Annotated in this window: 21 protein-coding genes; 16 read left to right on the top strand and 5 right to left on the bottom strand. The window is 43.7% G+C overall.

Annotation, left to right across the window (positions count from 1 at the left end; all coding sequences use genetic code 11):
- Positions 1 to 1,647, bottom strand: coding sequence for a glycosyl hydrolase family 28-related protein (locus MHI32_RS17895; RefSeq protein WP_076303325.1), 1,647 nt, complete (start codon positions 1,645 to 1,647; stop codon positions 1 to 3).
- Between the two features lie 101 nt (positions 1,648 to 1,748).
- Here MHI32_RS17895 and MHI32_RS17890 point away from each other — a divergent pair, with 101 nt between their 5' ends.
- From MHI32_RS17890 to MHI32_RS17865, 6 genes are all read left to right on the top strand, one after another.
- On the top strand, positions 1,749 to 2,693 hold the full coding sequence (locus MHI32_RS17890) for an NAD-dependent epimerase/dehydratase family protein (protein ID WP_076303324.1): 945 nt from the start codon (positions 1,749 to 1,751) through the stop codon (positions 2,691 to 2,693).
- A 27-nt stretch (positions 2,694 to 2,720) separates the two neighbouring features.
- Positions 2,721 to 3,839: an acyltransferase family protein gene (locus tag MHI32_RS17885; protein ID WP_340010447.1), complete on the top strand. Its 1,119-nt coding sequence runs from the start codon at positions 2,721 to 2,723 to the stop codon at positions 3,837 to 3,839.
- A gap of 596 nt (positions 3,840 to 4,435) precedes the next feature.
- A complete protein-coding gene (locus MHI32_RS17880; RefSeq protein ID WP_076129739.1) occupies positions 4,436 to 5,491 on the top strand; it encodes an LLM class flavin-dependent oxidoreductase in 1,056 nt (351 codons plus the stop codon).
- 82 nt (positions 5,492 to 5,573) lie between these two features.
- A complete protein-coding gene (locus MHI32_RS17875) occupies positions 5,574 to 6,257 on the top strand; it encodes a Crp/Fnr family transcriptional regulator (RefSeq protein ID WP_076129738.1) in 684 nt (227 codons plus the stop codon).
- A gap of 108 nt (positions 6,258 to 6,365) precedes the next feature.
- Positions 6,366 to 7,178 carry a DNA alkylation repair protein gene (locus MHI32_RS17870; protein ID WP_340010444.1) on the top strand — a complete coding sequence of 271 codons (813 nt, stop codon included), beginning with the start codon at positions 6,366 to 6,368 and terminating at the stop codon, positions 7,176 to 7,178.
- Between the two features lie 239 nt (positions 7,179 to 7,417).
- On the top strand, positions 7,418 to 8,968 hold the full coding sequence (locus tag MHI32_RS17865) for an acetamidase/formamidase family protein (RefSeq protein WP_340010442.1): 1,551 nt from the start codon (positions 7,418 to 7,420) through the stop codon (positions 8,966 to 8,968).
- Positions 8,969 to 9,045: 77 nt separating this feature from the next.
- Here MHI32_RS17865 and MHI32_RS17860 read toward each other — a convergent pair whose 3' ends face one another.
- Positions 9,046 to 9,492 carry an Lrp/AsnC family transcriptional regulator gene (locus tag MHI32_RS17860; RefSeq protein ID WP_339187433.1) on the bottom strand — a complete coding sequence of 149 codons (447 nt, stop codon included), beginning with the start codon at positions 9,490 to 9,492 and terminating at the stop codon, positions 9,046 to 9,048.
- Positions 9,493 to 10,062: 570 nt separating this feature from the next.
- On the opposite strand from MHI32_RS17860, the gene tyrS reads away from it, so the two are divergent.
- The 3 genes from tyrS to MHI32_RS17845 all read left to right on the top strand — a co-directional run bounded on the left by tyrS (position 10,063) and on the right by MHI32_RS17845 (position 13,279).
- Entirely contained in the window at positions 10,063 to 11,322 is a 1,260-nt protein-coding gene (gene tyrS, locus MHI32_RS17855) for a tyrosine--tRNA ligase (RefSeq protein WP_076129736.1), read from the top strand.
- A gap of 205 nt (positions 11,323 to 11,527) precedes the next feature.
- Positions 11,528 to 11,815, top strand: coding sequence for a hypothetical protein (locus MHI32_RS17850; protein ID WP_042189061.1), 288 nt, complete (start codon positions 11,528 to 11,530; stop codon positions 11,813 to 11,815).
- A gap of 219 nt (positions 11,816 to 12,034) precedes the next feature.
- Positions 12,035 to 13,279, top strand: a complete 1,245-nt coding sequence (locus MHI32_RS17845; protein ID WP_340010440.1) for an anaerobic sulfatase maturase — start codon at positions 12,035 to 12,037, stop codon at positions 13,277 to 13,279.
- Positions 13,280 to 13,342: 63 nt separating this feature from the next.
- Here the strand turns inward: MHI32_RS17845 and MHI32_RS17840 are convergent, their stop codons facing one another.
- Complete coding sequence (locus tag MHI32_RS17840) at positions 13,343 to 14,542, bottom strand: ROK family protein (protein ID WP_340010438.1); 1,200 nt, start codon at positions 14,540 to 14,542, stop codon at positions 13,343 to 13,345.
- Positions 14,543 to 14,728: 186 nt separating this feature from the next.
- Here MHI32_RS17840 and MHI32_RS17835 point away from each other — a divergent pair, with 186 nt between their 5' ends.
- The 5 genes from MHI32_RS17835 to MHI32_RS17815 all read left to right on the top strand — a co-directional run bounded on the left by MHI32_RS17835 (position 14,729) and on the right by MHI32_RS17815 (position 19,317).
- Positions 14,729 to 15,391 carry a chromate transporter gene (locus tag MHI32_RS17835; protein ID WP_340010436.1) on the top strand — a complete coding sequence of 221 codons (663 nt, stop codon included), beginning with the start codon at positions 14,729 to 14,731 and terminating at the stop codon, positions 15,389 to 15,391.
- An 11-nt stretch (positions 15,392 to 15,402) separates the two neighbouring features.
- Entirely contained in the window at positions 15,403 to 15,936 is a 534-nt protein-coding gene (locus MHI32_RS17830) for a chromate transporter (RefSeq protein WP_076129733.1), read from the top strand.
- A gap of 35 nt (positions 15,937 to 15,971) precedes the next feature.
- Positions 15,972 to 16,949 carry a formylglycine-generating enzyme family protein gene (locus MHI32_RS17825; protein ID WP_340010434.1) on the top strand — a complete coding sequence of 326 codons (978 nt, stop codon included), beginning with the start codon at positions 15,972 to 15,974 and terminating at the stop codon, positions 16,947 to 16,949.
- 39 nt (positions 16,950 to 16,988) lie between these two features.
- On the top strand, positions 16,989 to 17,822 hold the full coding sequence (locus tag MHI32_RS17820; protein WP_340010432.1) for an AraC family transcriptional regulator: 834 nt from the start codon (positions 16,989 to 16,991) through the stop codon (positions 17,820 to 17,822).
- 106 nt (positions 17,823 to 17,928) lie between these two features.
- A complete protein-coding gene (locus MHI32_RS17815) occupies positions 17,929 to 19,317 on the top strand; it encodes a sulfatase (protein ID WP_076129730.1) in 1,389 nt (462 codons plus the stop codon).
- Positions 19,318 to 19,398: 81 nt separating this feature from the next.
- On the opposite strand, the gene MHI32_RS17810 is transcribed toward MHI32_RS17815, so the two are convergent.
- Positions 19,399 to 21,177, bottom strand: a complete 1,779-nt coding sequence (locus MHI32_RS17810) for a histidine kinase (protein WP_036688197.1) — start codon at positions 21,175 to 21,177, stop codon at positions 19,399 to 19,401.
- The gene (locus MHI32_RS17805) at positions 21,164 to 22,603 is read right to left on the bottom strand and encodes a response regulator (protein ID WP_340010429.1); all 1,440 of its coding nucleotides are present in this window, start codon (positions 22,601 to 22,603) and stop codon (positions 21,164 to 21,166) included. Before MHI32_RS17805 ends, MHI32_RS17810 begins: the two co-directional genes overlap by 14 nt.
- 249 nt (positions 22,604 to 22,852) lie before the next feature.
- Here MHI32_RS17805 and MHI32_RS17800 point away from each other — a divergent pair, with 249 nt between their 5' ends.
- Positions 22,853 to 23,821: an ABC transporter permease subunit gene (locus MHI32_RS17800; protein ID WP_076129727.1), complete on the top strand. Its 969-nt coding sequence runs from the start codon at positions 22,853 to 22,855 to the stop codon at positions 23,819 to 23,821.
- A gap of 24 nt (positions 23,822 to 23,845) precedes the next feature.
- Positions 23,846 to 24,745 carry a carbohydrate ABC transporter permease gene (locus tag MHI32_RS17795; protein ID WP_076129726.1) on the top strand — a complete coding sequence of 300 codons (900 nt, stop codon included), beginning with the start codon at positions 23,846 to 23,848 and terminating at the stop codon, positions 24,743 to 24,745.
- Position 24,746: the final 1 nt, after the last annotated feature.

Raw genomic sequence — 24,746 nt, 5'->3', positions numbered from 1 at the left:
TTATTTAGCCTTCCATCCGCTGGCAGCTGATCCGCTTTCCTTCACATACAAAGTGGCTTGTGCCGTGCCATCCGTTCGCATGGCCAGACTGCCAACTGGGGCGGTTACGACTCCCTCGGGCGAACCCTCTACTATGAACACCGCGGGCAACACTGTCCCCCCAGTGAGGCGAATGGCCCGTTTGAAGTTACCGTAGGTCGAGAACCATTCAAGAAGCGAATATGGATTATACAAGGTTCCTAGTGATGTGCCTTGCATGCCGATTAGTGTTTCGAATTCTAGAATTCGCTTTACCTTCACTGCTCGGGTATCGAACACCGCTACATTATTGAGGCGCAGAGACGGTTTAGCTGCACCGTAAGAAGAGACTAGCACTACCTGATTGGTTCCGCTATTGCGGACGATCATATTGTCGACAGTAGCCATCGCGTCAGACTCCGTTGTGAATAAATGCAAGGTATTGCCCGTTAAATCCTGTGCATCTATCGTCCCCACATAAAGATCTCCTCCGTCGATTCGGACACCACTTGCTAAGGTGGAACCCGAGCCGTACATTCCTAACGAACCGATATGCAATCTTGGTTTACCTCCGGCAGCATTAAACGCTGCATAGATCGCAGGGCCCCCGATGCCATCGAACTTGGCGCTAGCGATATCAATAAATTGTGAATAGATCGTCTGTAGACCGAAGCTAGCTTTATGATCGGTGGAGCGGATAGCCAAGTGATTGATTTTCAGCGTCAGTCCATAGGACAGTAAGGCTGGACTTACCGATCCGCTTACACGCATATCTAGTGAACCGATGTCGAGTGTCCAGAGTCTAGCGATAGCATCTGTAAGCCCTGCTGATAGATCGTTACCGAAACCAATGGTAGTCAAGGAGTCGAATCGCTGATAAAAGCTGCGCGTTCCTTTAAAGACGTCGGGTTCAAGATCGAGAGAGTTAGCGCCAGTAAAACCTGGTGCGCCACCGCGGCTATTATTCAGAACCGCTCTGTTGACATGAAGCTGGTCTACAAAATGGACCACAAAGTTCTTTCGTCCAGCAGTCTCACAGCGTGCATATCCGATGTGCACATTAACGGAGGGGATTTCTTCTGTCCCCCCAATGAAGATATTATCCCCATAGCAATCGTGAGAGTACACTGACTCTATCGTTATATTTTGCGAAGAAGAAATGAACAAGCCGTGAAGCTGATCGTTGACGGCTGTTTTAACAGTCGATGCACTTCCATCAATTTCAAGGGTGCCCGCGATTGTGATATTTGAGGCATTTAAGATTACTAGAACCCTAGTGTCTGAAGGTGGGTTCGGGGCAAGCACAAGTTTGGAGCCGGCTTCAAAGCTTAAATTCGTTTTGGCTGGAATTCGAAGACACCACCAGTCGAGGATGGAGGGGTTACGCATGCGTCCCGAAGATACCTTATATACACCTGGAGGAAAGATTACTACTTTGTTTTTGGCGTTTCCCGCATTGATAGCATTTTGAATCGCTACTGTATCGTCCTTGATACCGTTTCCTACAGCGCCGTACGATCGGACGTTCACATAACCGTTAGTCTCAGGGTCTATTTTAATAGATGTGACAGCACCATCAGAAAGGATGGACGTAGTCACCGAGCTGTCTGGAATAGGGGCAGTAGCCATATACTTCACTCCTTTATCCTTTGATTTTGTATTTTATGTGAATTTTTCGGGGAATGCACGGTACAAAGATCACTCTTAGCGGGCGAAAGGAGTTTTTTATTTTGAAGGTATTGGTAACTGGGGGGTTAGGTTTTATTGGATCCCATGTGGTTGATCGTCTAATAAAAAAGGGCATAGAAACTGTGATTGTAGATAATGTATCCGGAGCCTCCGGTCTGACTTATATGAATCCTGCTGCGGTTCTGTATAAGTACGATATTCGGGATGAGACTTTGCATGAGGTGTTTAACCTTGAAAAGCCAAATGCAGTCATTCATCTGGCTGCACAGATCGACGTCAGAGAATCACAGCGGAACCCGTTATTTGATGCGAATGTGAATATTGTTGGCACGCTGAATGTACTGCGCATGTGCGAGATCCATCAGGTTCAAAAGCTAGTCTATGCCTCGTCGGCAGCGGTTTATGGGAACCCGGAATATTTGAGCATTGATGAGCAGCATCCCTTAAATCCCGAGTCCTGCTATGGTGTATCCAAAAGTGTACCAGAGTCATATATTCGGATGTTTTCCAGCTTACATGGGCTAAAATATACGATACTGCGTCTCGCTAATGTATATGGGCCTAGGCAAAGTTCACATGGGGAAGCTGGCGTTGTTTCCGTTTTTCTGGATCGCATAAAGCAAGGGAAGAATCTTGTTATCTATGGGGACGGTGAGCAGACTAGAGATTTCGTCTATGTGGAGGATGTGGCGCAAGCGTTTGTTGACGCGGTTCAGACCGAAGGCAGGGTGAATAATGAGACGATGAATATTAGCTGCGGAATACCAACCTCGATAAATACGATGGTTCGGATGTTAAGCGACATCACGGGTGGTGATTTCCTGACAACCTATGCGGAGCCCCGTCCGGGGGATATTCTCCATAGCTACTTAAACAATCAAAAAGCCCAGGAATTATTATCTTGGTTCCCTAACCATAACTTTCATACCGGGCTGAAAAAAACAATTACTGACCGCTTAAGTGTAGGAAGCGCAGTAGATCATTAAAAGCACACATTGAAAGGGGCACTCCGCATGGAACGCAAAATGAACTCGGAAATGTTCGTTCTTCGTAGTGTAGCCTGCTTAAGTATAGCCCTGCTGCATGCTCTTTATCGGGTTTATGACGATGGAAATACATCTTGGGTAGAGTCGGTGGGTTTACTGCTAACGTTTGGCACACCTGTATTCGTATTTATCTCCCAATTCGTGTTGTCATTTGCCTATCCCAATGAAATTCCAGCGAGATTTTGGGAGAAAAGAATCAAGTATATTTTATTGCCTTACTTTTTTTTCGGGACCTTGTATGCAGGACTAAAAGGATTGGAGCTGTCGAGTAGTGATGGCATTTCTTTGCTGCAGGCTTTTTGGTATTACCTCTGGCGTCATTTGCTGATTGGAGATTTCCATGGTTATTTTATACTGATTATCTTTCAGTTTTATGCTTTATTCCTCTGGTTTCAGACGTATGCGAAGCGGCTTAACCCCCGCAATGTTCTAATCGTATCGTTCCTTATTAACGTTATCTATTTGGGTTTCTTCAACTTTACTACGCCCGCAGATACGGCAGCCGCCCATTATTTCTGGGATAAAATGTACTGGATTTTCGCACCTGGTTGGATTTTTTACTTTACAGTAGCCTATTACTTGGGACGAAATGAGCTGTGGTTCCGGGAAAAATTAAAAAAGTTCCGCATAGCCGTATACACGCTCCCGGTTCTGACAGGTGCGCTAGTGCTGTTCGTGAATAGTCAAGGCTGGATAACGGCGCATAGCTCCAAAAGAATTGATATGCTTCTATTCGCCTTAAGCATGATTTTGCTGCTCTTCTCCGTGGCATCGAAAATGAAGAAAGTGCCACGTGTGCTGGAATGGAGCAGCAGATATTCTTTTGGCATATACTTGCTTCATCCTTTGCTATTGGCTATATTCGTTAAGCTTCCAGCTTCATTTGGGTTGCAAAACCTTGGACTATTTAGTGTTCTGCTGCAATTTGTCGGTTGTGTGGTAGGCTCGGCACTTATAATGAATTTAGCGAATCGAATTCCTGGCGGAGCGTATGTATTCGGTCGGATCGGCGTTGGGATAAACCCAAGCAAACCACCGAAATCGCTGGATAAGCCGATAACTCCGAATATTGGGAATGCAAACTAGCTTGGATTTGACCGGCCGCTAATCGTCTGTGTTTAGGTGATTAGTGGTCTTTTTTGTTTTTGTATTATTGCGATTACTTCGCTAATTACATTGCTAATTACATTTGCTATTACATCGCGATTACATCGCACTAGCAGCACCCTCACAATTCTCATTAAAAAAGCAAAATAGTTGTAAAAAGTACAATTAAGCTCTTATGCTCGCAGCTTTAGGGCAATTTAATTGCATATTTTACAACTATTATTCTAGAATCCCGCCATATTGAGGCAAGTGCTCGTATTTAAGTGTACAGAGTGCAACTAAATCCACAAAGGCTGCCTTCAAAGCGTATATAGTTGCACAAAATGCAATTAAACTAACATTATGGAAGCTACTTTGCACGAATAGCTGCATCTAAGTCCGATAATTTAGCAATATGAATGAAATTATTAAATTAACGGCTCCTCAGTCCGATCTATAGTGAGGGGGATCTAATTAGATGAACTTCGATTATAGTCGAAGGAACCTAAATTAGTTAGTATAATTAGGTAGTCCCTTTATGGTTTTTTACATCCAGAGAATAATGCATCGTGCAGAATATTAGGAGGAAATGAATAGTGGAACTTGGAGTAAGCACATTTGTCGAGACCACACCTGATGTCCAAACGGGTGAGACAATAAGTCATGCAGAACGACTACGTGAAGTAGTGGAGGAAATTGTACTTGCCGAAGAGGTGGGGTTAGATGTATACGGAGTAGGTGAGCATCATCGGCATGATTATGCGGCGTCTTCACCTGCGGTTGTACTGGCTGCGGCTGCTTCGTTGACTACTAAGATCCGGTTGAGCAGTGCTGTAATGATCCTGTCTTCAGCCGATCCGGTGCGTGTGTTTCAGGACTTTGCAACGCTGGACGGAATTTCAAACGGACGTGCGGAGATTATGATCGGCCGGGGTTCGTTTACAGAGTCTTTTCCTCTATTCGGATATGATCTGAAGGATTATGAAGAACTGTTTAATGAGAAGCTGGAATTGTTATTAGCCATCCAAAAGTCAGAAAAAGTGACCTGGAAAGGCAAACACCGAGCAGCTATAGAAAATTTGGGGATTTACCCGCGTCCGGTTCAAGATCCTTTACCGATTTGGATCGGGAGTGCAGGAAGTCCAGAGTCTGCGATCCGCACAGGATCACTAGGTTTGCCTTTTGTTTTAGCGATTATAGGGAATGTTCTACCACTGGATTATGCGTCACATGTACAGCTTTACAAAAAAGCAGCAGCTGAAGCCGGGCATGATATTTCAAAATTTCCAATCGCTTCGCATTCACACGGGTTCATAGCGGAGACTAATCAGTTAGCGCTGGAGAAATTTTTTCCTTCAACGCATGCCCGGACCAATGTGCGGGCGAAAGAAAAAGGAACACCTCCGTACCATCGTGCAGATTATGATGCAGCGTGCAGCTTAGAGGGCGCCCTTTACGTAGGTGATCCAGAAACTGTCGCTAATAAAATCATTCATCTGCGCAAGCATGTGGGAATTACGCGATTCTTTTTACATGTGCCGCACGGCACGATGCCTCATGAGGATGTTATGCAGGCGATTAGACTGCTGGGCACCGAAGTGGCCCCACGTGTGCGGGAAGAAGTAGCGCGCTGGGAAGCAAGTAACCGGTAATTTAGTAAGCTGCGTCCTTAGGACGTGGCTTTTTTTGTAAGGTATACTGAAGAAATGAATAGCGTTTTATACAGGAGGGGCAATGGAAAAAAATCATTATTTATCTCAATTCAATTTGCTTCAATCGTTAGGACTGGAAGATCTAATTGAAATGGAAGAATTAACGCGAATAACAGTAGTCCCCAAAAATACATATATCCAAACACCGTCAACCTTTTCTGAAGGACTGTTTTTTGTGAAAAAAGGAAAGGTTCGCTTATACCAATTAAACGCAAACGGTAAGCAATTTACATCGGATATCCTCAGTGAGGGTAATGTTTTTGGTGAAATGGGTATGATTTCTTTTGGAACGAAGGAACATTATATTGAAACGATTGAGGAAAGCCATATCTGCACAATTGATCCTGCAAGGTTTGAAGAATTCATCTCTCACCGGCCTAGGTTTATGATGTCATTATTGCAAGTATTGAGCGACCGCATAAAAAGTATGAGTCAGTTAACTCAAAATCTAGCCATCGGAAATCTGCATGATAAAATATTGTGCGTTCTTTTAAAGCTAGCGGATCAGCATGGGGTTGAGCATAAGGATAATTGTTACAAAATTAATGTTCCTCTATCGCATCAAGAAATCGCTAATTTAATTGGAGCCAGCAGAGAAGCTGTAACAGTGGCATTGCAAGAATTGGTGAAAGCGGAGGTTATTCAGACAGGGTTCAGAACTATCTATATCCAGCGAGACAAGATTTTGGAAAGAAATATAACATAGATATCGAGTTGTAAACGAGATTACAGCTTCATTTTTAGAAACAACGGTATCCTAGCTATGACATGAAGGTGATTTAAGCTTTCAAATCATAGTGAAGGGACGATTTCCATGGAACACAGGAAGGGCGCTCGAAAGGTTACTGAAATTCCCGTTGAGATTGTAGAACTGCTGAATAAAGGATATCTACAGAGCGTGAATTTAACGGAATGGCTTGCTGTGGATCATCTTGTCTTGTTGGAAAATGTACTGAATGAGCTAGGTTTTGAACAGGATGCTAAACCAATTTTACAAAGGCTGAATGCGTTATCGGAAAAGAAAATCATGAAGCTCATCCCGGTGATTTCACGTGAGTGGCAGCTTCTATTTGACTGTAAATCAGAGCTGGAACGTTCCCGGCTATTTGCTGTGTTAGCTCATCATAAATCCGATAGTGTTCGCTGCTGGGCTGCTTATATCGTGGGCCAGAATCATCAATGGAGTCTAGTTCAAAAACTAACAGCAATCCGTCCTTTTGCAGCGGATGGTCATTTTGGGGTGCGTGAGATTTCATGGATGGCTTTAAGGGAATCAGTCATTGCCGAGCTGGATGCTTCCATTGAATTATTAAAGGCTTGGGTTCATGATCAGGACGCAAATATTAGGAGATTTGCGATCGAATTGACGCGTCCACATGGGGTATGGGCAAAGCATATTACAGCACTCAAAGAAAATCCAGCGATTGCCCTTCCGCTATTAAAACCTCTTAACTCTGATCCGGCAAAATACGTTCAGGATTCTGTAAGCAATTGGTTAAATGATGCTAGCAAAAGCCATCCGGCATGGGTACAGCGAATTTGTGATGAATGGTTGAACCTATCAGGTACCAAGGAAACAAAGCGGATTGTAACCCGGGCAACAAGAAGTATTACTGATCAAAAATAAAATTAGTGCATTACTTTAGACTGGATAATCCGACGCCAAACACTATGAGCTAATAAGTGTTGGCGTTTTTTATTGTGGAGTTAACTTGGATAATTCAAGAGAAAGACTCCTTCGTGTTTATTATTTAAACCGAAATTTGTGAAAATATTTATATTGTTAATCCTCAAGTCATCTGTTATACTCAGAAACACCAAATGTTATAAAAACTAACACTTATTAAAGGGATGGAGGATTTTCGTATGAAAAAACAAATAATTCGTAATGTAGGTGTCACGTTATCCCTATTTTTAGGGGTGAATTCGTTATCTGGTGTTATGTATGCTAACACAACAAACGATGCGTATAAACCAAAAACCCATGTTCTGAAGGCGAATTCGGAGACTGTTCGATGGGGGAATATAGGTAAGGGAGATCCAGCTCTAACTGTGCATTCGGGAGACATCGTAACGGTTGAGGCCATTACACATCACTCTGGTGATGATTACGAGCGGATGATTAAAGGAGATGCGGGAGTAGAGGATATTTTCCACTGGATTGAGGGGGAGAAGAACGAAGCGCTCCGCGGGCCAGGCGTACATATTATGACGGGTCCCATCGCTGTTGAAGGTGCTGAACCAGGAGATGTGCTGGAAGTTAAGATTCTGGACATGAAGCTGAGACCAAATGGGAATGACCAATACGCTGGCAAAACATATGGCGTGAATGCCGCAGCGAACTGGGGTTATCTATATGGAGATATGGTGGAGGAGCCGAAAAAGCGTGAGGTAGTAACCATCTACGAGATGGATACGGAGGGTGGAACAGATTATGCAACAGCTGTATATAACTACAAATGGTCTGTGCAAACCGATCCAGATGGTCAAGTGCACCCGACAATTGACTACCCGGGTGTTATCGTTGACCATAATACGATTGATAAAAACTTCGATGTGCTAAAAGGTGTGAAAATTCCGGTTCGTCTCCACTTTGGTACAATGGGTGTGGCGCCGAAAGAAGCGGATGTTGTTGACTCCGTTCCACCTTCTTACAACGGCGGTAATGTAGATGATTGGCGGATTACCGAAGGTGCAACAATGTATTATCCTGTATCCGTAGCTGGTGCACTACTGTCGATCGGTGACCCGCATGCCGGTCAAGGCGATTCGGAGATTAACGGAACTGCGATCGAGACATCGGTCACTGGGGATATACAAGTCATTCTTCATAAAAAAGCATCGCTTAACAACAAGCTGAAAGGTTTAAACTTCCCATTACTTGAAAATGAGAACGAGTGGGTTGTGCATGGATTCAGCTACGCCAATTATTTGGAGGAGCTGGGGGCTAGTGCTCAGACGGATATCTTCAAAAACTCGTCCATCGACAAAGCCATGAAGGATGCCGCTCATAAAACAAAAGATTTTTTAATGGCTGGAATGGAATTGAGCGAAGATGAAGCGTACTCTCTGATGTCTGTGTCAGCTGATTTTGGAATTACACAAGTGGTGGATGGAAACTGGGGCGTACACGCCTTAATTGATAAAGGTCAATTCGGCGATTCCGAGCGCAAGCCCGTGGTTTTACGGAGCAGCTTTGAGAACTTTGGAGCAAAGGTTGGCTGGCAGCCAGCCACTAAGACAGTTACGCTAAGTTACAATGGCAATGTTCTGGTGATGAAGGTTGGAGCGACAACGGGGATTTACAACGGAGAGACAGTGAAGCTTGCAGCCCCAATAAGTGTTGTGAACGGGAAGATCGTGGTCAGCGAATATTTCGTGAACTTTTATAAAGCTAAGCTGGCTAAGACAGAGTAGGACGAAATAGCAATTATTCGATAATCCTAAAAAAATCCATATGAGAAAAGAACCGTCTTTATAGGCGGTTCTTTTTCTTATATATTCATTCCGTCCTGATTTTTGTGGCGTTTTAATAAGATTTGGTTTTCTACACGTACCAGTCCATCCAGACAGTAGATTGATTCATGCATAAACCGTTCCATCTCTTCAAGATTCTCTACCAAGATGTGAATATGCAGAATACATGGTCCCGTCATTTCGTATAATACAGCTACGCGTTCGTTTTCCTTTAATACATCGACGATATGATTTAAATGAGCAGGTTCTACTTCAAGTTCCAGGTAGGCGGAGATTTTCTTTCCTAGCTTTTCAGCACTGATGACAATCGAGAACTGTTCAATAATCCCTTGATTGACTAGCCGATCAATACGATCTTTCACCGCGACACTTGATAAACTGACTTCTTTAGCTAGATCAGTATAGGAAATTCTGCTGTTTTGGGCCAGCCGCATCAAAATATGGTTATCGATAGGATCTAACATGCGGATTCGTTCACCTCTTTTTTCGTAATTGTATCAGAAAAAAAGTGGAAATGCCTAGTAGCGCTTTACAGTAGAAGTGTGTGACGGCATTCTCTCCTGAAGATAGTTGACATAAAAGAATTATTTCACTATACTGGCTGTAATCTTATATACGATATACGTTGAAGGAGCCCAGTAGTAACTTAGTCCCTGTTTCAGAAAGCCGGGGGTTGATGAAACCCGGTACACACTAAGCTTGCGAATTACACTTTGGAGTATCTCGGGTAATACCGAGCGGAATGGCGAACGATATCTCGTCAAGAGTGGTATCAATGGTATGCTTGAGCATAAGCGTTTCATGGGTGCAATCTGGGTGGTAACACGGTTATTCAATCGTCCCTATGTCTACAATAGACAAGGGGACGATTTTTTTTGTTTTTAAATATAAGGATTTATAGGGTTCACTTCATCAATACTCCTTATATTTCTCGCTGAAACGGTCCCGTCCTAATCAGGAGGGCGAACCGTTTCCGCTTGGCGGACTGATGTTTCATTTATAGGATAACTACTAATTTTGAGGGGTGTAAGGCAATGAATATTATCGACGAACTAGAATGGCGCGATGCCATCAATCAACAAACAGATGCCGAAGGGCTTAGAGAACTGACCAATCAAAAATCGGTATCCCTGTACTGCGGTGTAGATCCAACAGGTGACAGTATGCATATTGGCCACTTGATTCCATTCATGGTGCTCAAAAGATTTCAACTGGCAGGACATCGTCCGGTGATTCTTATTGGTGGAGCTACGGGAACGATTGGTGATCCAAGTGGACGTCAATCTGAACGCTCTTTGCAAACGCTGGAGCAAATCCAAGCCAACGTTGACGCACTTACAGCACAGATGAAAAAACTGTTCGTGACTGATGGTGACAATCAAATCCGCATGGTGAACAACTACGATTGGACGCATAAAATCAATGTTATCGAATTTTTGCGTGACTATGGTAAAAACTTCAGCATCAATTCGATGCTTGCCAAGGATGTTGTAGCGAGCAGATTGGACAGCGGAATTTCCTTTACGGAATTCTCCTACCAAATCCTGCAATCCCTGGACTACCTGCACCTGTTCCAGCATGAAGATGTGCAGCTGCAAATCGGTGGTTCTGACCAATGGGGGAACATCACAAGTGGCTTAGATCTGATCCGTAAAAAAGAAGGTTCTGAAGCGGTGGCATTCGGACTTACCATCCCGCTTATGCTGAAAGCCGATGGTACAAAATTCGGTAAAACAGCTGGCGGAGCCATTTGGCTGGATCCGAACAAAACGACAGCTTTTGAATTCTACCAGTTCTGGGCGAATACAGATGACCGTGATGTTGTGAAATACCTGAAGTACTTTACATTCCTCTCTAAAGAACAAATTGATGCACTTGCAGAAAAGGTGCAGACCGAACCGCATAAACGTGAAGCGCAAATAACACTGGCTGAAGAAATGACCAGATTCGTGCATGGTGAGGAATTGCTGGAGCAGGCTAAACGTATTACTGCCGCTCTGTTCAGTGGAGATATTAAATCTCTGACCGCTGACGAGATCGAGCAAGGCTTCAAGGAAATGCCGACCTACGAAACGACATTGGAGTCCAAAAATATCGTGGAGTGGCTGGTAGATCTAGGAATTGAGCCATCCAAACGTCAAGCGCGTGAAGACATCACCAAAGGCGCAATTTCCATGAACGGTGAAAAAGTTAGCGATGTAGCATTTGAAGTTACAGCCAGCGAAGCCATCGGCGGACGTTTTATCATTATCCGTAAGGGTAAGAAAAACTACAGCCTGGTGAAATTGTCCTAATAATAAGAAGCCTTCCTTATGAATAAGGAAGGTTTTTTGTTGTATTTTAAGTATAGAGGCCGACTATTTGCATAATAAGTGAAATTTGAAAGGTGAAATCGTCAAAATTATGGTAAGCTTAGGATTCGTGTGATTTATGGATTAACATGATATTCTACAACTATAACAGAAAATTAGGAGTGGTAATTTGAGAAGACAAAAACCAATGACCATGGAAGAATTAATGAATGAGTTACAAGGACAGAAAACGTATCAAGAAGATCCCAATCACATCTCTTTCGAGAAATTGTTTAATGAAGCGTTTATGAGTAAGTATTCCAATTACAAAAGTTTCGATGAGTTTGTAACCAAAGGGAACTTTCAAGTAAAGACAGAAGAAGATGTTGCTGACATACCTGATGAACTGTTTGATCGTCATGTTGTTAGGGAGACGAAGTTTGCGGATTGGAAATCCATGTTAGAAACAGCAAATAAAGAATACGTCCGTAATTAATAAGACTAGTCTCTAACTACCGTTAGACTCATCCACAAAGAAACTGCACACCCTTATTGCTTTGTCCCAACGGACAATGGGGAGTGCAGTTTTTTTGTGCCCAGTTATTTGACCAGCTATGATGTTTTACTCATCGTTGACTTGCAGATCTATGATTTAATTGAACAAATAGGAATTAGGTTTTACAAAGATAGTATTACATAGGAGGGGCAGAATCGTATGACTGCATGTATACAAACCTCTAAGCAGGAGACCCTTCATGTCATGTGGAAAACCGTCTCAGAGGATTGTAATCTAGCCTGTGATTATTGCTATTACAGTACAGCCGGGGGACATCCTCAGCAACCGATCCGGGTGATGGATACGGAGCTTCTGGAGCGGTTTATCGCTCAGTACATGAAAAGATCATCAGGGATAGCGACTTTCTCTTGGCAGGGTGGGGAGCCATTATTGGCCGGACTTCCGTATTTTGAACAAGTGATTTCATTCCAAGCTAAGTACGCTCCGCCTCATACGATGATCAGTAATGCACTGCAGACCAATGGAACGCTTATCCATGAGAAATGGGCGAAATTTTTTAAACGGTATAACTTTTTGGTCGGGATTAGTCTGGATGGCCCAGAGCCTATTCATGATGCTCATCGTGTAACGGGTTTGGGAAAAGGCAGTTATGATCAAGTTATGCGTGGGATTCGTCATTTACAGAATGAGGGTGTGGAGTATAGTATTCTGACGGTGATTCATGAAGATAACGTGACGAAACCAGATGAGTTAATGGCATTTTATCTAGAACATACCTTTCCGAATATTCAGTTTATCCCCTGCATGGATTTTGTTTCTCAGAAAAGTGATGTAGCGGGACGTTTCCGAATTACACCTGAACAATACGGAGTCTTTTTATGCCGTACATTTGACCTTTGGTACAATGAGGGGTACCCAGAGCTTCCTATTCGTATTTTTGAGAATATGCTTCTTGTATTCATGCATCGTGAGGCAGAGTTATGCGTTCACAACTCATGTTGCCCGAAGATGATGGTGCTTGAAACGAACGGGGATGCCTACCCTTGCGATTTCTTTATCGATGAAGAGCATAGGCTAGGAAATATCGGCCAAACTGACCTGGAAGCGCTGCTAACCAGCCCATTATATGATGATTTTTTGTTAATGAAGCCCAATATGAATGAATCATGCAATAAGTGTGAGTACCTTAGCTTTTGCAATGGGGGATGTCCGCGCAACCGGAATTGGCTTGATGTTAATGATCGGACTGAGGTTGATTATTTCTGTCACAGCTACAAAATGTTCTACTCATACGCCTATGAACGCATGTTATTACTGGCGAACCGACTTAGATCGGAGCGGATGCTGGAGTACAGGAAAAGTGCAAAACCACTTCCAGGTCGAAATGATCCATGTTTCTGCGGAAGCGGGAAGAAATTCAAAAATTGCTGTCAGGCATTATAGCTTTGACTAGATAAGGTTGTCCCAACAGTCATGCAAAGGATTGGGAACAACCTTTTTGTTATGTTATAGAACCATATGATTTCTCGCCATTATTGCCGCACCCGTCACCACAGCTTCTTCTTTTAATATACCTAGGGAGAAGTGAGGTTGGTATTCAGGATAACGGTAAGTGTTTCTCTGTGCCACCTCCACCGCTGTTTGGAAAAACAACTCGTGAGAGTGAATGAGCGCACCGCCTAGAATGATGGTCTCTGGATGAAACAGGTTGATAACGTTAGCGAGCCCGATCCCGAAGTGGCTGGCAGCTTGAGTAAATAATTCACGCACGTGTGGATTACCGTCTCTAAAGGCTTGTACCAATACATCATAAGTCAGCTTCTCAGGCGCCACTTTATATCTTTGGAGGATCAGTTCGTTGTCCATTTTCGCCTCTGAGCGTGCACTTTGTTCTAGCGCCTGCACAGATACAAATGCTTCCAGAGCCCCGTAGTTCCCGTCATGATTTAATCGGGGTCCATCTGTCTGGATGATCATTTGACCAATTGCATCTTCCATATCCATTGTGCCATGAACAATACTTCCATGCGACATCATCGCATAGCGGAGACCTGCTCCAGCATGTACATAAAGCATATGCTGGATGTTTGCGTGACGGATAGACCATCGTTCCCCAAGCAGTGCAGAATTGGCACCGTTGTCCAACCATGCCTTGAACCCCGTCCGTTCCTCCACCAGTTTGCAAATCGGCAGATTGTTCCAGCCTGAAGAAGGGAAGTGCAGCGGTTTTAGGATCAAGCCTTGTTCCCGATCAAGTGGCCCCACAGCCCCTATTCCTATCCCGATGATTTGACTGTCCACTAACTGATGGTCCCTAAGGAAAGCGCGTATTTGAATACTGATATGATCTATAAATCTTTCAGGTGTGAATGCCTGATCCATTCGCCAGTGAACTATTGATTTTGGGTTCATTTGCATATCAAATAAACCAAGGGAAGAATACACCCTGGAAATCTCTAAACCGATTATATAACCGTAGGAAGGATTGATCTGGTATAAAATAGGTCTTCTGCCTCCGCTAGATTCTCCAAATCCGCTTTCTATCAGCAAGCCTTCTTCCGTCATCTCATCTAATATCCGGGTCATTGTGCTTTTGGTAAGCGAAAATGTCTGTAAAAGATCCAACTTGGAAACAGTGCCTTGTTCGGCGATTCGGTCGTATAGGAGTTTTTTTGGTGATGGAATGTGTGTCGAGCGCTTTTCCACGATATACCTCCAAGCTATATATAGGATGAACTTGTAAGATCGTTTTTTATATAGTTTGTATTTATTAACATGAATATAGTATAACTCATAAACCCTTGGTTGTATTTTACCGTTCAAAAAACTTAATTCCATTTTGGGAAAAAGTGATATAATGAAATTACGACAGATTATATAAGGGTGGATTCCATGAGAACAACTATGAAAACAAATATGATACCGAATACAGACCTGAGGATAAGTCTATTGTTTCAGTTGTTTTGGGTATTTGTTCGAATTGGTCCTGTAACCTTCGGGGGAGGTTATGCGATGATCCCTATGATCGAACGGGAAATTTCCGCTAAACGAAAATGGCTGGCTGAAGAGGAGATGGATGAAATTCTATCTTTAGCTGGTGCTGCACCTGGGGGTGTAGGTGTAAATGCAGCAGCATTCATTGGTTATCGTCTTGCTGGTGTGAAGGGTGCGATTGCTGCAATCGCAGGGATAACGATTCCGACCTTTATCATTGTTTGTTTGCTTAGCGCCGTATACTCCCAGCTGGCAGACCAGCCAAAAGTCATTTCCGCTATGAAAGGGATAAATGGTGCTGTTATTGCCTTGATCCTAGTAGCTGCATATCGAATGGCCAAGAACGCTATAATTGACAAGACTACCGCTGTTACGGCGTTAGTTATACCGGTTGTTTTACTGGTTTTCGGAATTAATCCCATTTACGTGATTGCAGTTGGTTTATGTATTGGGTTTGTATATCTGCAAATTAAACAGCTCTTTGGGCTCCAAGTTCGAACGGAGAAGGAGTCCTTGAAAGTTTCTGATGAAGAATCGAATTATCCGGAGTATTACATCTAGGGGGAAGCGATGTGATTTGGAGTTTATTTTTCACTTTTATAAAAATTGGCCTTCTCTCGTTTGGAGGAGGGTACGCCATCATTCCGATGATTCAGCATGAAGCCATGGCTGGGGGTTGGTTATCCGAAGGGGAATTCCAAGAGGTAGTTTCCATCGCAGGGATGTCACCCGGGCCTGTTGCAACGAACAGTGCAACCTTGATCGGATATCGTATAGCCGGAATCGAAGGAGCGATTGTGTCAACATTAGGCATGGTTCTGCCCTCATTTTTAATCATCATCGTTATTTCCGTCTTCTTTTATCGGGTGAGGGACAGTCAATGGATTAAAACGTTATTTTATGGTTTGCGGCCAGTGATTACAGGCTTGATTGCCTATGCTGCGATTCGTTTTGGCTTAAATAGCGTGGAACATGCTTTTATTACTTGGCAGACCCTTGGCATGTTGATCATTGTATTCGCTGCACTTTATGGTTTAATGAAATATAAGCTGCATCCGCTCACCATTATCGTTGCTTCTGGCATTCTTGGGGTAGCTTTTTTTTAGACAGAGCCGGGACAATCCCAGATTGGAGGTAAATCATGTCAGAGAATATACGGGCTTGTTGTTCAGCTAGTCGAAATCAAGTCGCGAAACAAGAATCTATTGATGTTTGTAAGGAGAACACAACGGTTCAAGGAATAACAGGGGTGAAAGATTTCTCGGACATGATCCTTATCCCTGGAGGCACTTTTCTTATGGGGACGGATGATAAGGAAGGGTTCCCCGCAGATGGAGAAGGGCCGACTAGGAAGGTTACCTTATCTTCCTTTTTGATGGATGCAACGGCGGTTACGAACAAGCAGTTTGCTGCTTTTATCAAGGAAACAAACTATGTTACAGATGCGGAACGATTTGGATGGTCTTACGTGTTTCATTCTTTTGTTTCCATGGAGACTGGGAAAAAGGTGACCCAAGTAGCCACTCAAACCCCCTGGTGGTGGGTGGTGGAGGGAGCGGATTGGTGTCATCCTGAAGGTCCGGATTCCCATGTAGATGAACGACTTGATCATCCGGCTATTCACCTATCATGGCATGATGCGGATGCATATTGTCGCTGGGCTGGTAAACGTCTGCCTACGGAAGCGGAGTGGGAGTATGCCGCACGAGGAGGACTGGTTCAGAAACGGTATCCTTGGGGGGACGAATTAAAACCAGGCGGAGAGCATCGCTGTAATGTATGGCAGGGAAAGTTTCCCGATAAAAATCATGCCAGCGATGGATTTGCAGGTACCGCACCTGTAAATTCCTATCTGCCTAACGGCTATGGTCTTTATAATATGTCAGGAAACGTGTGGGAATGGTGCGCGGATTGGTTTACTAAGGATTATCATTTATCTTCCGAAGCCGTGAATCCGAAAGGTCCAATAAGTGGTGTCGCAAGATCAATGCGCGGAGGATCGTATTTGTGCCATAAATCTTACTGCAACCGTTATCGGGTGGCGGCTAGAAGCAAAAATACTCCAGACAGCTCTGCCGGAAATATTGGCTTTCGATGTGCGGCTGATTATACAGGTTAGAGCACTTTTACGACTACTACATAAGAAGGAGGAACTTCCTTGTCCTCTATCATCCATAGTCAGTTTGACATCAGCGTGCTGGACGTCCTAAAGATTCAATATCAGAAGCGGATCCTGTTCGATTACGTCCAGTCTTGTTATACCGTCTCTTATATCCAAAAAGGTGAGGTATTGACGACATCCTCCGAAGGAGAATATGTTGCTTCTGCCGGAGATGTGATGATCCACCGTCCTAACGAGCCTTTCAATGTGATCTCCAAAACGGATGGCGTACATTATCTGTTTAATATTAACGCTAAAGTTAAAGACGGAGATGACTTTTTTAAGTTATTCCCTTTAGGCAAGGTGATTCGGGTCCGGGATCGAAGCGAATATGAGCGAAGATTTGACGAATTGCGGAGCCTGTGGTTGCAGGAGGAAGATGATTTCAGGAATGTTCAGGTCGGTTCATTGGCATTTTTTCTTCTTTACGAAATTATGGAGAGTACCAAGCTTGGCGGGCGCCGCTCTTCACGAGATCCCTTTATCACGGACCGCTTTAACGAAGCGTTGCAATATATGGAGGAGAGGCTTGATCAGGAGATTAGTAGAGAGGAGCTTTCCAAGCTCTATCATATGAATCCTGTTTATTTTAGCCGGGCATTTCAGAAAATATATAAACTGACACCCATGCAAATGCTGCGAAAATTGCGGCTGCAGCAAGCTAAACAAATGCTGGAATATACGGATTATACAATCGAGCATATCTCCCAGAGATGTGGTTATTATGATGCTTCACACTTCAGCAAGGTATTTCGTGGCGAATACGGCAAGGGGCCGGCAGAGTACCGGAAAAGTATCGAATTTACAAAAACAAACATCGCTGCTCCATAGCGGAGTTTTCCATATTCATTTACTCTTATAAGCATGAGCAGATCATTCTAAGCTCCCCGAATCGAGCGTAACCATTTCGATGAAAAGGAAAGGCAGGGAATAACTCATGAGAATCTTGTATTTGGATTTGGATTCGCTTCGCCCGGACCATCTGGGATGTTATGGCTATCATCGGAATACCTCCCCGAATATCGATTCAATCGCTAAAGAAGGTGTCACCTTTACCAACTACTATTGTTCAGATGCTCCTTGCCTGCCGTCTCGTTCCGCCTTAATGTCGGGGCGATTTGGCATTCATAATGGGATTGTAGGGCATGGCGGAACCGCTGCTGATATGCGTAGAGAAGGAGCCAAACGTGAATTCAATGACCGTCTGGGGATGGAGAGCCTTCCGGCTATATTAAGGCAAGCGGCGATGAAAACCGCATCGATCAGCACCTTCTCCGAACGACACTCGGCGTGGACCTTTAACGCCGGGTTCCAAGAAGTGTTTAATGTTGGTGGCAGAGGGCATGAGACGGCAGAGCAGGTGCTTCCAGTGGCACTTAAATGGATTGAGGATAACGGGGAGTCCGAAAATTGGTTTCTGCACCTGAATTTCTGGGATCCGCATACACCTTATCGTACACCCGAGAGCTACGGTAATCCGTTCGAGAAGGAGCCTTTACCCGATTGGATCACGGAAGAAGTGTTTGAGCTTCACCGAAATAAGAAGGGGCAGCATAGTATTGAAGATATGAATGCGCTCGCGAAATCGCATTATCAGCAGCATTTCAGGCATCAGCAGGAGATAGAGAACCGTGATGACCTGCGTGTTATCTTTGACAACTATGATGCTGGAGTTAAGTATCTGGACGAGCATCTCGGGAAAGTTTTTTCTAAGCTGAGAGAACTTGGCGTGATGGAAGATACGGCTATCTTGATCTCTGCGGATCATGGAGAGAGTCTGGGTGAACTAGGAATTTACTCCGAACATGGCACAGCAGACGAGGCGACTTGCCGTATTCCGATGATTGTTCGCTGGCCAGGGGGCAAGAAGGGAATCGTGGAGGAGGGGCTACATTATCACCTTGATCTAGGACCTACATTAGCGAGCCTTTTGAATTTGAAAGCGGCTGCTTCTTGGGATGGTGAAAGTTATGCAGGTGCTATTCTGGAGGGGAATTTGGGAGGGCGTGAGTATCTCGTAATCTCACAATGCGCGCATGTGTGTCAACGCAGCGTCCGGTTTGCGGATTGGTTATATATACGTACCTATCATGACGGACACCATGGATTCCCGCAAGAAATGCTGTTTGATTTGAAGCATGATCCTTATGAACAACATAATCTTGCCGAAGTGCGTAAAGACGTTTGTATGGAGGCTGTCTATCTGTTGAATGAATGGCATGATCATATGATGGGCTCCATGGATTGTGATATCGATCCATTATGGACGGTACTTATGGAAGGTGGACCCTACCATGCCAAAGAGTATCTGAGCTCATCCTTATAGGATGCTTAATAATATCCTAGTAAATGCGGTGAATGAAAGACATATGAAAGGGAGGTTGCCCTGAATGGGCAACCTCCCTATTTATGTTCTCGCTTTTTGTGGATCTATTAAAGATCCGGGAAGCCTCAAAACGGTCTTCGTCCCGCTACCCTCCTTACTGTACAGCAGAACGCCGCAAGGATCGCCATACTTAAGGTTTAGACGATTATTGACATTTAGGAGACCGATATGATCTCCTGATTCTATATTCTTACCAGCCAGCAACTCCGTAAGTTGTTCCAGTCTTGTTGTATCGATACCTACACCATTATCTTCAACCACGATTTCAAGCAGCCCCGCTTCGTTTTTCTCTACGGAGATCAGCAAAATTCCTTGTCCTTGTGCCTCAAGCCCATGACCAAGCGCATTTTCAACAATAGGTTGAAGGATCATTTTAGGCACGGGAATGTGTAGCCATTCCTGTGGACACAACAGCTTGTAAGTAAATTTGTCCGGGAAACGGCCTTGGTAAATCCTCACACAAGATTCCGCGATTTTCAGCTCTTCCCCAAGAGTTACCTCCTCTTTGCCTTTGATGCTGTACTTGAGCATTGTGCTTAAGGCGGTAGTCATCTCGAAGATATCCCGATTTCCTTTTACGATCGCAACGCCCTTGATTGTATCTAAAGTATTACTTAAGAAATGCGGATTAATTTGACTTTGTAAATACGAATATTCCGCCCGCTGCTTTTCCAGATCGGTCAGATAAAGTTGAGTTGAAGCATCGATTAATTGGTCCGTCAAATCGTGGATCCGTGTGGTCATATCGTTGAACTGTCGAGAGATGATTTCAATCTCAGCATAGCCCTTTAAATCGACCTTGTTATTCAATATCCCCAGACTTCCGCCTTTTAATTGATTCATATAGCGCATAAGCCTAGACAACGGTCTTAAGAGATTCATCATAAGCACAGAATAGGGAATAGAGACGACCAGCAAGATTAAGGCTAGAAGAGCATAGCTGACCTTCTTCAATTTCTCCAGTTCTTTCATTAAATTATGGACAGGAACAGCGGTTATGATTTTTCCAGAGATCTCCGGTAAGCTAAAGGACTGAATTGCATATTTCTTTCCATGAACCGTCTCAACGATGGACTCTCCATCCCTTCCAGTTGCCCGAGTTTGAAACTGCTGGAGCATATCCTCCGGCTCATTGCTATTAGAGTAGATCATGCCTTTATCATCCATCATAAAAAAGCTGGTTCCGACCAATCGGGGATACTCAGAAATTTCAGTTTGAATGGCTTTCATATCTACAATAACTGCGAGATAGCCAATTTTTTCACCATATAGGGACGTGTCACCTGAAGCGAAGATGTTCATCCCGAAAAGCAGTTTTCTCTTGTCGATGACTTTGTCTGGAGGACTGTATCCGCGATAATGAACGATTCCATCCTCCTCAGCTGTTTTCATAAGATCGATAGCATATTTTGTTCTTCCTGCTAAGGAAATACGTGTGTTTGAGCTACCGATAACAATAATATCTAAGATATCCGTGTTCATATTTCGGGCGATGCTCAACAATCCTTCAACTTTTTGGGATAGATCGTAGACTCGAAGCTTATCATTCTCGACTAGGAACTTTTGGACGGTCGAATCGTAACCCACATTCATCATCATGGAAGAGACGTTGGCATAGTTGTCAGAAATCCGTTGTTTGAGGAGGGAGACCAGCTCCGTATTGTATTGCGTATTTTGATTAATGATAGTCTCGCTTGATAGTTGGTAGACTCGTGAAACGATGATTGGGATAATGGCAACAATAAATAACCCGAATAGCAAAACCTGAGTACGGATGGATAGTCTCTTAAATGTTTTCATTGTTTTGTTCCCTATATTGTGTAGGTGTCATTTTGAGATGCCGCTTAAAAATTCGTGTGAAATAGAAATAATCCTGAAAACCGCATTTCTCACCGATTTGGTAAATGGAAAGGTTGGTTTCGATCAGCGTTTTACAAGCGTATTCAATTCGTAAACGACTGATATGTTCGATGATGGTCTCGCCGACCTCTTTTTTGAATAATTGGCATAAGTAATTTGGGCTTAAAAAAAACTGATTGGCTAATTGCTGAATCGAAATTTCTTGATTGAAATGGTTGCGGATGTATAACATGATTTCTTTGACTTTATGGTTTGAGATTCGTGAAATATCAGTTTCGTTTCTGTTCATAAAAATATCAAGTGTCATAAGAATCAGATCATCGATCATAGCTTCAGCCGTGCCGTACCGATAATAGAGCTGTTCATATCCTTCAAAAAAACGGCCGCTAACCCGAGTTCCTTCCCGAGGAAATAAGTAGAGGATCGATGTATAGAGCAAATAGGCTTCTTTAATGGTGAACGTTCCCTCTTTGAATAATTTCTTTATCGATTCCATGGCTGCTATGAAACCGAGCCGGTCTTTATTATGAAGAATCCGGGATATCTCTTTGAGCTTCTCATCGATCGGTATTTCCTGTTGTGGATTCACCCGGTAACATCCGGGCATCCCCGTTGTGAACATACTGAAAGCAGCATGAGAGGCGGACTCTAAAGACGCATCCAATTGGTGTATATCCGAAATAGGAGGACCGATCCCGACTCCGCACTCTTGTACAACTTCTGTTTGTTTAAGACCCTGGAGGAAGACTTCGTATTGGCACTCTTCCAATAAGTAACCATACCGACGGCGGCTCATTGGGAAGACCAGGGAAGAGAACTGCCTGACATCTACAGGTGAACTTAACCCTTGGATAACAATGGGGATATGAGGGGTATCTTTCGACAAGGGTATTTTCTTCTCATCCAACCATAAGTTAATTCGTTCAAGATCTCCGGAACAAACCGCTTCATAAAGTTCGAAGTCGTGGATAGGTTGTTCTTTAACTGTCTTGGAATCGTGTTGCTGGGCTATTCGGTTGAGCATTCCTTCAATTTCTTCGATTTCAAAGGGTTTGAGACAATATCCGAAAGTACCATAATTCATTGCTTTTTGTGCATAAGCGAACTCGGCATGTCCGCTGAGTACGATAAAGATCGTATCAGGCGCGATGGCCTTGCCACGTTGAATGAGCTCTAGTCCATTCATAACAGGCATCTTGATATCTGTTAGAACAAGGGTGGGGCGAAGCGATTGAATTAATTGAAGGGCTTCTTGCCCGTTTTCGGCATCGTCGATCACTTCAAAGCCGTATTTCTTCCAATTCACTCCTGCTTTAATTCCTTCTACAATCCACTTCTCATCATCTGCAATAATTACTGAACGCATAAGTGAATCCCCCTCTCTTTATAGAGCTCTTAGATTTATCCTAGCGATTGTGGACCAAGGGGGGTATGGACGATCTTACGCTCACTATGTCCGATATTACGTGCCACAGGAAGGTCTCCCGCAAAGGTGTGAAAAATCCACATGATCGGAGTTGTATTCTCTATACAAGAGAATTTACACTCCCGATATAATTTACCATATAAATCGCTTACAAGCATAACAAACTCATACAGAAAGGTGGGGAGAAGATTGGCTGATTCTGTAACCGCTCGTACGCCTAAACGAAGCTTAAAAACTCGTGCTCCAAAGCAAAGTTTAGGAAAAACGATTTTACAGTACAAGTATTTTTACCTCATGGTTCTACCGGTGTTAATCTGGTATGCCCTCTTCAGCTATGCTCCCATGTACGGTGTAACGCTAGCGTTCAAAACATTTAATTACAGTGAGGGGATTCTGGGAAGTCCTTGGGTTGGGTTGGAGAATTTTCAAACGCTGCTGACCGACCCCGATTTTCGCAAGGCGTTTTGGAATACGGTCATTATCAGCTTGATGAAGCTGGTCACTCATTTCCCGATGCCCATTATCCTGGCGATTGTTTTATATGAGTTTTCCAGGACAAAAATGAAGCGGTTTTTTCAGACGATCCTGACGTTCCCGCATTTTATATCGTGGGTTGTACTGTCGGGGATTATTATCAATATTTTAAGCAAGGACGGGATTTATAACCAGATCATCATGCTGTTTGGTGGAGATCCGAATTCTCCTCTTGTCGATGAAAGTGCATTCAGACCCGTTCTGTATATCACGCATGTGTGGCGAGAGATTGGTTGGGATTCAATCATTTACCTGGCGGCTCTGGCAGGGATCAATCCTGAGCTGTTTGAAGCGGCTGAAGTGGACGGAGCGAACCGGTTTCGCCGTTTGCTAAACATCGCATGGCCGGGTTTGAAGAGTACAGTCGCAGTTCTGTTAATCCTTCAAGTTGGACAACTACTAACCCAAGGTTCGAGCTTTGAGCAAATTTTCAACCTGTATAGTTCGCCGGTATATTCGGTTGCCGACACGATCGATACTTACATTTATCGGACTTCCTTCACGATTGGAGGAGACTTTGGATATATGACCGCTGTGGGTGTCGTCAAGTCCATTATCAGCCTAATCCTTTTATGGGCGGCCAATACGTTCGCTAAGAAGATGGGCGAGGAAGGGCTGTATTAATCTGCAGGAAAAGGGGAGAAGCAAGTGACCGACACAACGGTTAAAAAGAGAAAAAAGTGGAGTGTCTTCGATATCGTCGCATTCGTGGTTCTGGGGCTCCTAGCAATAGTAACATTTTTTCCTTTCTATAATGTTCTTATTATCTCTGTGGCAAAGTTCGAAGCGATTAGTAAAAGTGACTTTTATATTTTTCCGCTTTCGTTTGACCTGTCCGCTTACAAGCTTTTGCTTCAGGATATGAAGTTTTGGACTTCCATCTTTAATTCTGTCATCGTAACTGTGGTTGGCGTGTTGTTCAGTATGACAATCTCTGTGGCGGGAGCTTACGCATTATCCAAGCGGGGTATGCCCGGCAGAAACATAATGCTCAGCTTGATCTTGTTCACTATGTTTTTCAATGGCGGTTTAATTCCTTTTTACTTAGTCGTTAAGGATCTAGGATTCGTAAACAATATACTCGTCATGATCATCCCCGCGGGTCTCAATACGTTTTATCTAATCATTATGAAAAACTATTTCAATACCATTCCAGAAAGCTTGGAAGAATCGGCTAAGCTGGACGGGGCGAATGATCTGTACATTCTTTTCAAAATCATTATTCCGATCTCTGCTCCATTCATGGCGACTTTTGCTTTGTTCTATGCTGTGGAAAGATGGAATGAATGGTGGTATGCGCTGATTTTTATCAGTGACGCTGCAAAAGCACCACTTCAGATTTATCTGCGGGAGACACTCATTACTTCGAATTCCTTGCTAAGCCAAATGGCACAAACGATGGCCGAGCAGGAGCAGACGGGGAAGGTCTACACACCTGCACTTCAAATGGCAGCGATTGTGGTTTCGAGTATTCCGATTATTGTTGTTTATCCGTTCCTGCAGAAGCATTTTAATAAAGGGATTATGGTGGGTTCAATAAAAGGATAAG

The organism is Paenibacillus sp. FSL H7-0690 (genome assembly GCF_037980415.1).
In the GTDB taxonomy this organism is placed as follows: Bacteria; Bacillota; Bacilli; order Paenibacillales; family Paenibacillaceae; genus Paenibacillus_AQ; species Paenibacillus_AQ odorifer.
The sequence above is the reverse complement of the archived record's forward strand: the minus strand, read 5'-3'. Positions and strand labels throughout refer to the sequence as shown.

Bases quoted from the DNA above. Each gene is read 5' to 3' on its own strand.
- MHI32_RS17850 (WP_042189061.1), top strand. From the start codon at position 11,528: ATGACCATGGAAGAATTAATGAATGAGTTACAAGGACAGAAAACGTAT.
- MHI32_RS17870 (WP_340010444.1), top strand. From the start codon at position 6,366: ATGGAACACAGGAAGGGCGCTCGAAAGGTTACTGAAATTCCCGTTGAG.
- MHI32_RS17810 (WP_036688197.1), bottom strand. From the start codon at position 21,177: ATGAAAACATTTAAGAGACTATCCATCCGTACTCAGGTTTTGCTATTC.
- MHI32_RS17875 (WP_076129738.1), top strand. From the start codon at position 5,574: ATGGAAAAAAATCATTATTTATCTCAATTCAATTTGCTTCAATCGTTA.
- MHI32_RS17805 (WP_340010429.1), bottom strand. From the start codon at position 22,603: ATGCGTTCAGTAATTATTGCAGATGATGAGAAGTGGATTGTAGAAGGA.
- MHI32_RS17865 (WP_340010442.1), top strand. From the start codon at position 7,418: ATGAAAAAACAAATAATTCGTAATGTAGGTGTCACGTTATCCCTATTT.
- MHI32_RS17860 (WP_339187433.1), bottom strand. From the start codon at position 9,492: ATGTTAGATCCTATCGATAACCATATTTTGATGCGGCTGGCCCAAAAC.
- MHI32_RS17885 (WP_340010447.1), top strand. From the start codon at position 2,721: ATGGAACGCAAAATGAACTCGGAAATGTTCGTTCTTCGTAGTGTAGCC.
- MHI32_RS17895 (WP_076303325.1), bottom strand. From the start codon at position 1,647: ATGGCTACTGCCCCTATTCCAGACAGCTCGGTGACTACGTCCATCCTT.
- MHI32_RS17845 (WP_340010440.1), top strand. From the start codon at position 12,035: ATGACTGCATGTATACAAACCTCTAAGCAGGAGACCCTTCATGTCATG.
- MHI32_RS17815 (WP_076129730.1), top strand. From the start codon at position 17,929: ATGAGAATCTTGTATTTGGATTTGGATTCGCTTCGCCCGGACCATCTG.
- MHI32_RS17835 (WP_340010436.1), top strand. From the start codon at position 14,729: ATGAGAACAACTATGAAAACAAATATGATACCGAATACAGACCTGAGG.
- MHI32_RS17825 (WP_340010434.1), top strand. From the start codon at position 15,972: ATGTCAGAGAATATACGGGCTTGTTGTTCAGCTAGTCGAAATCAAGTC.
- tyrS (WP_076129736.1), top strand. From the start codon at position 10,063: ATGAATATTATCGACGAACTAGAATGGCGCGATGCCATCAATCAACAA.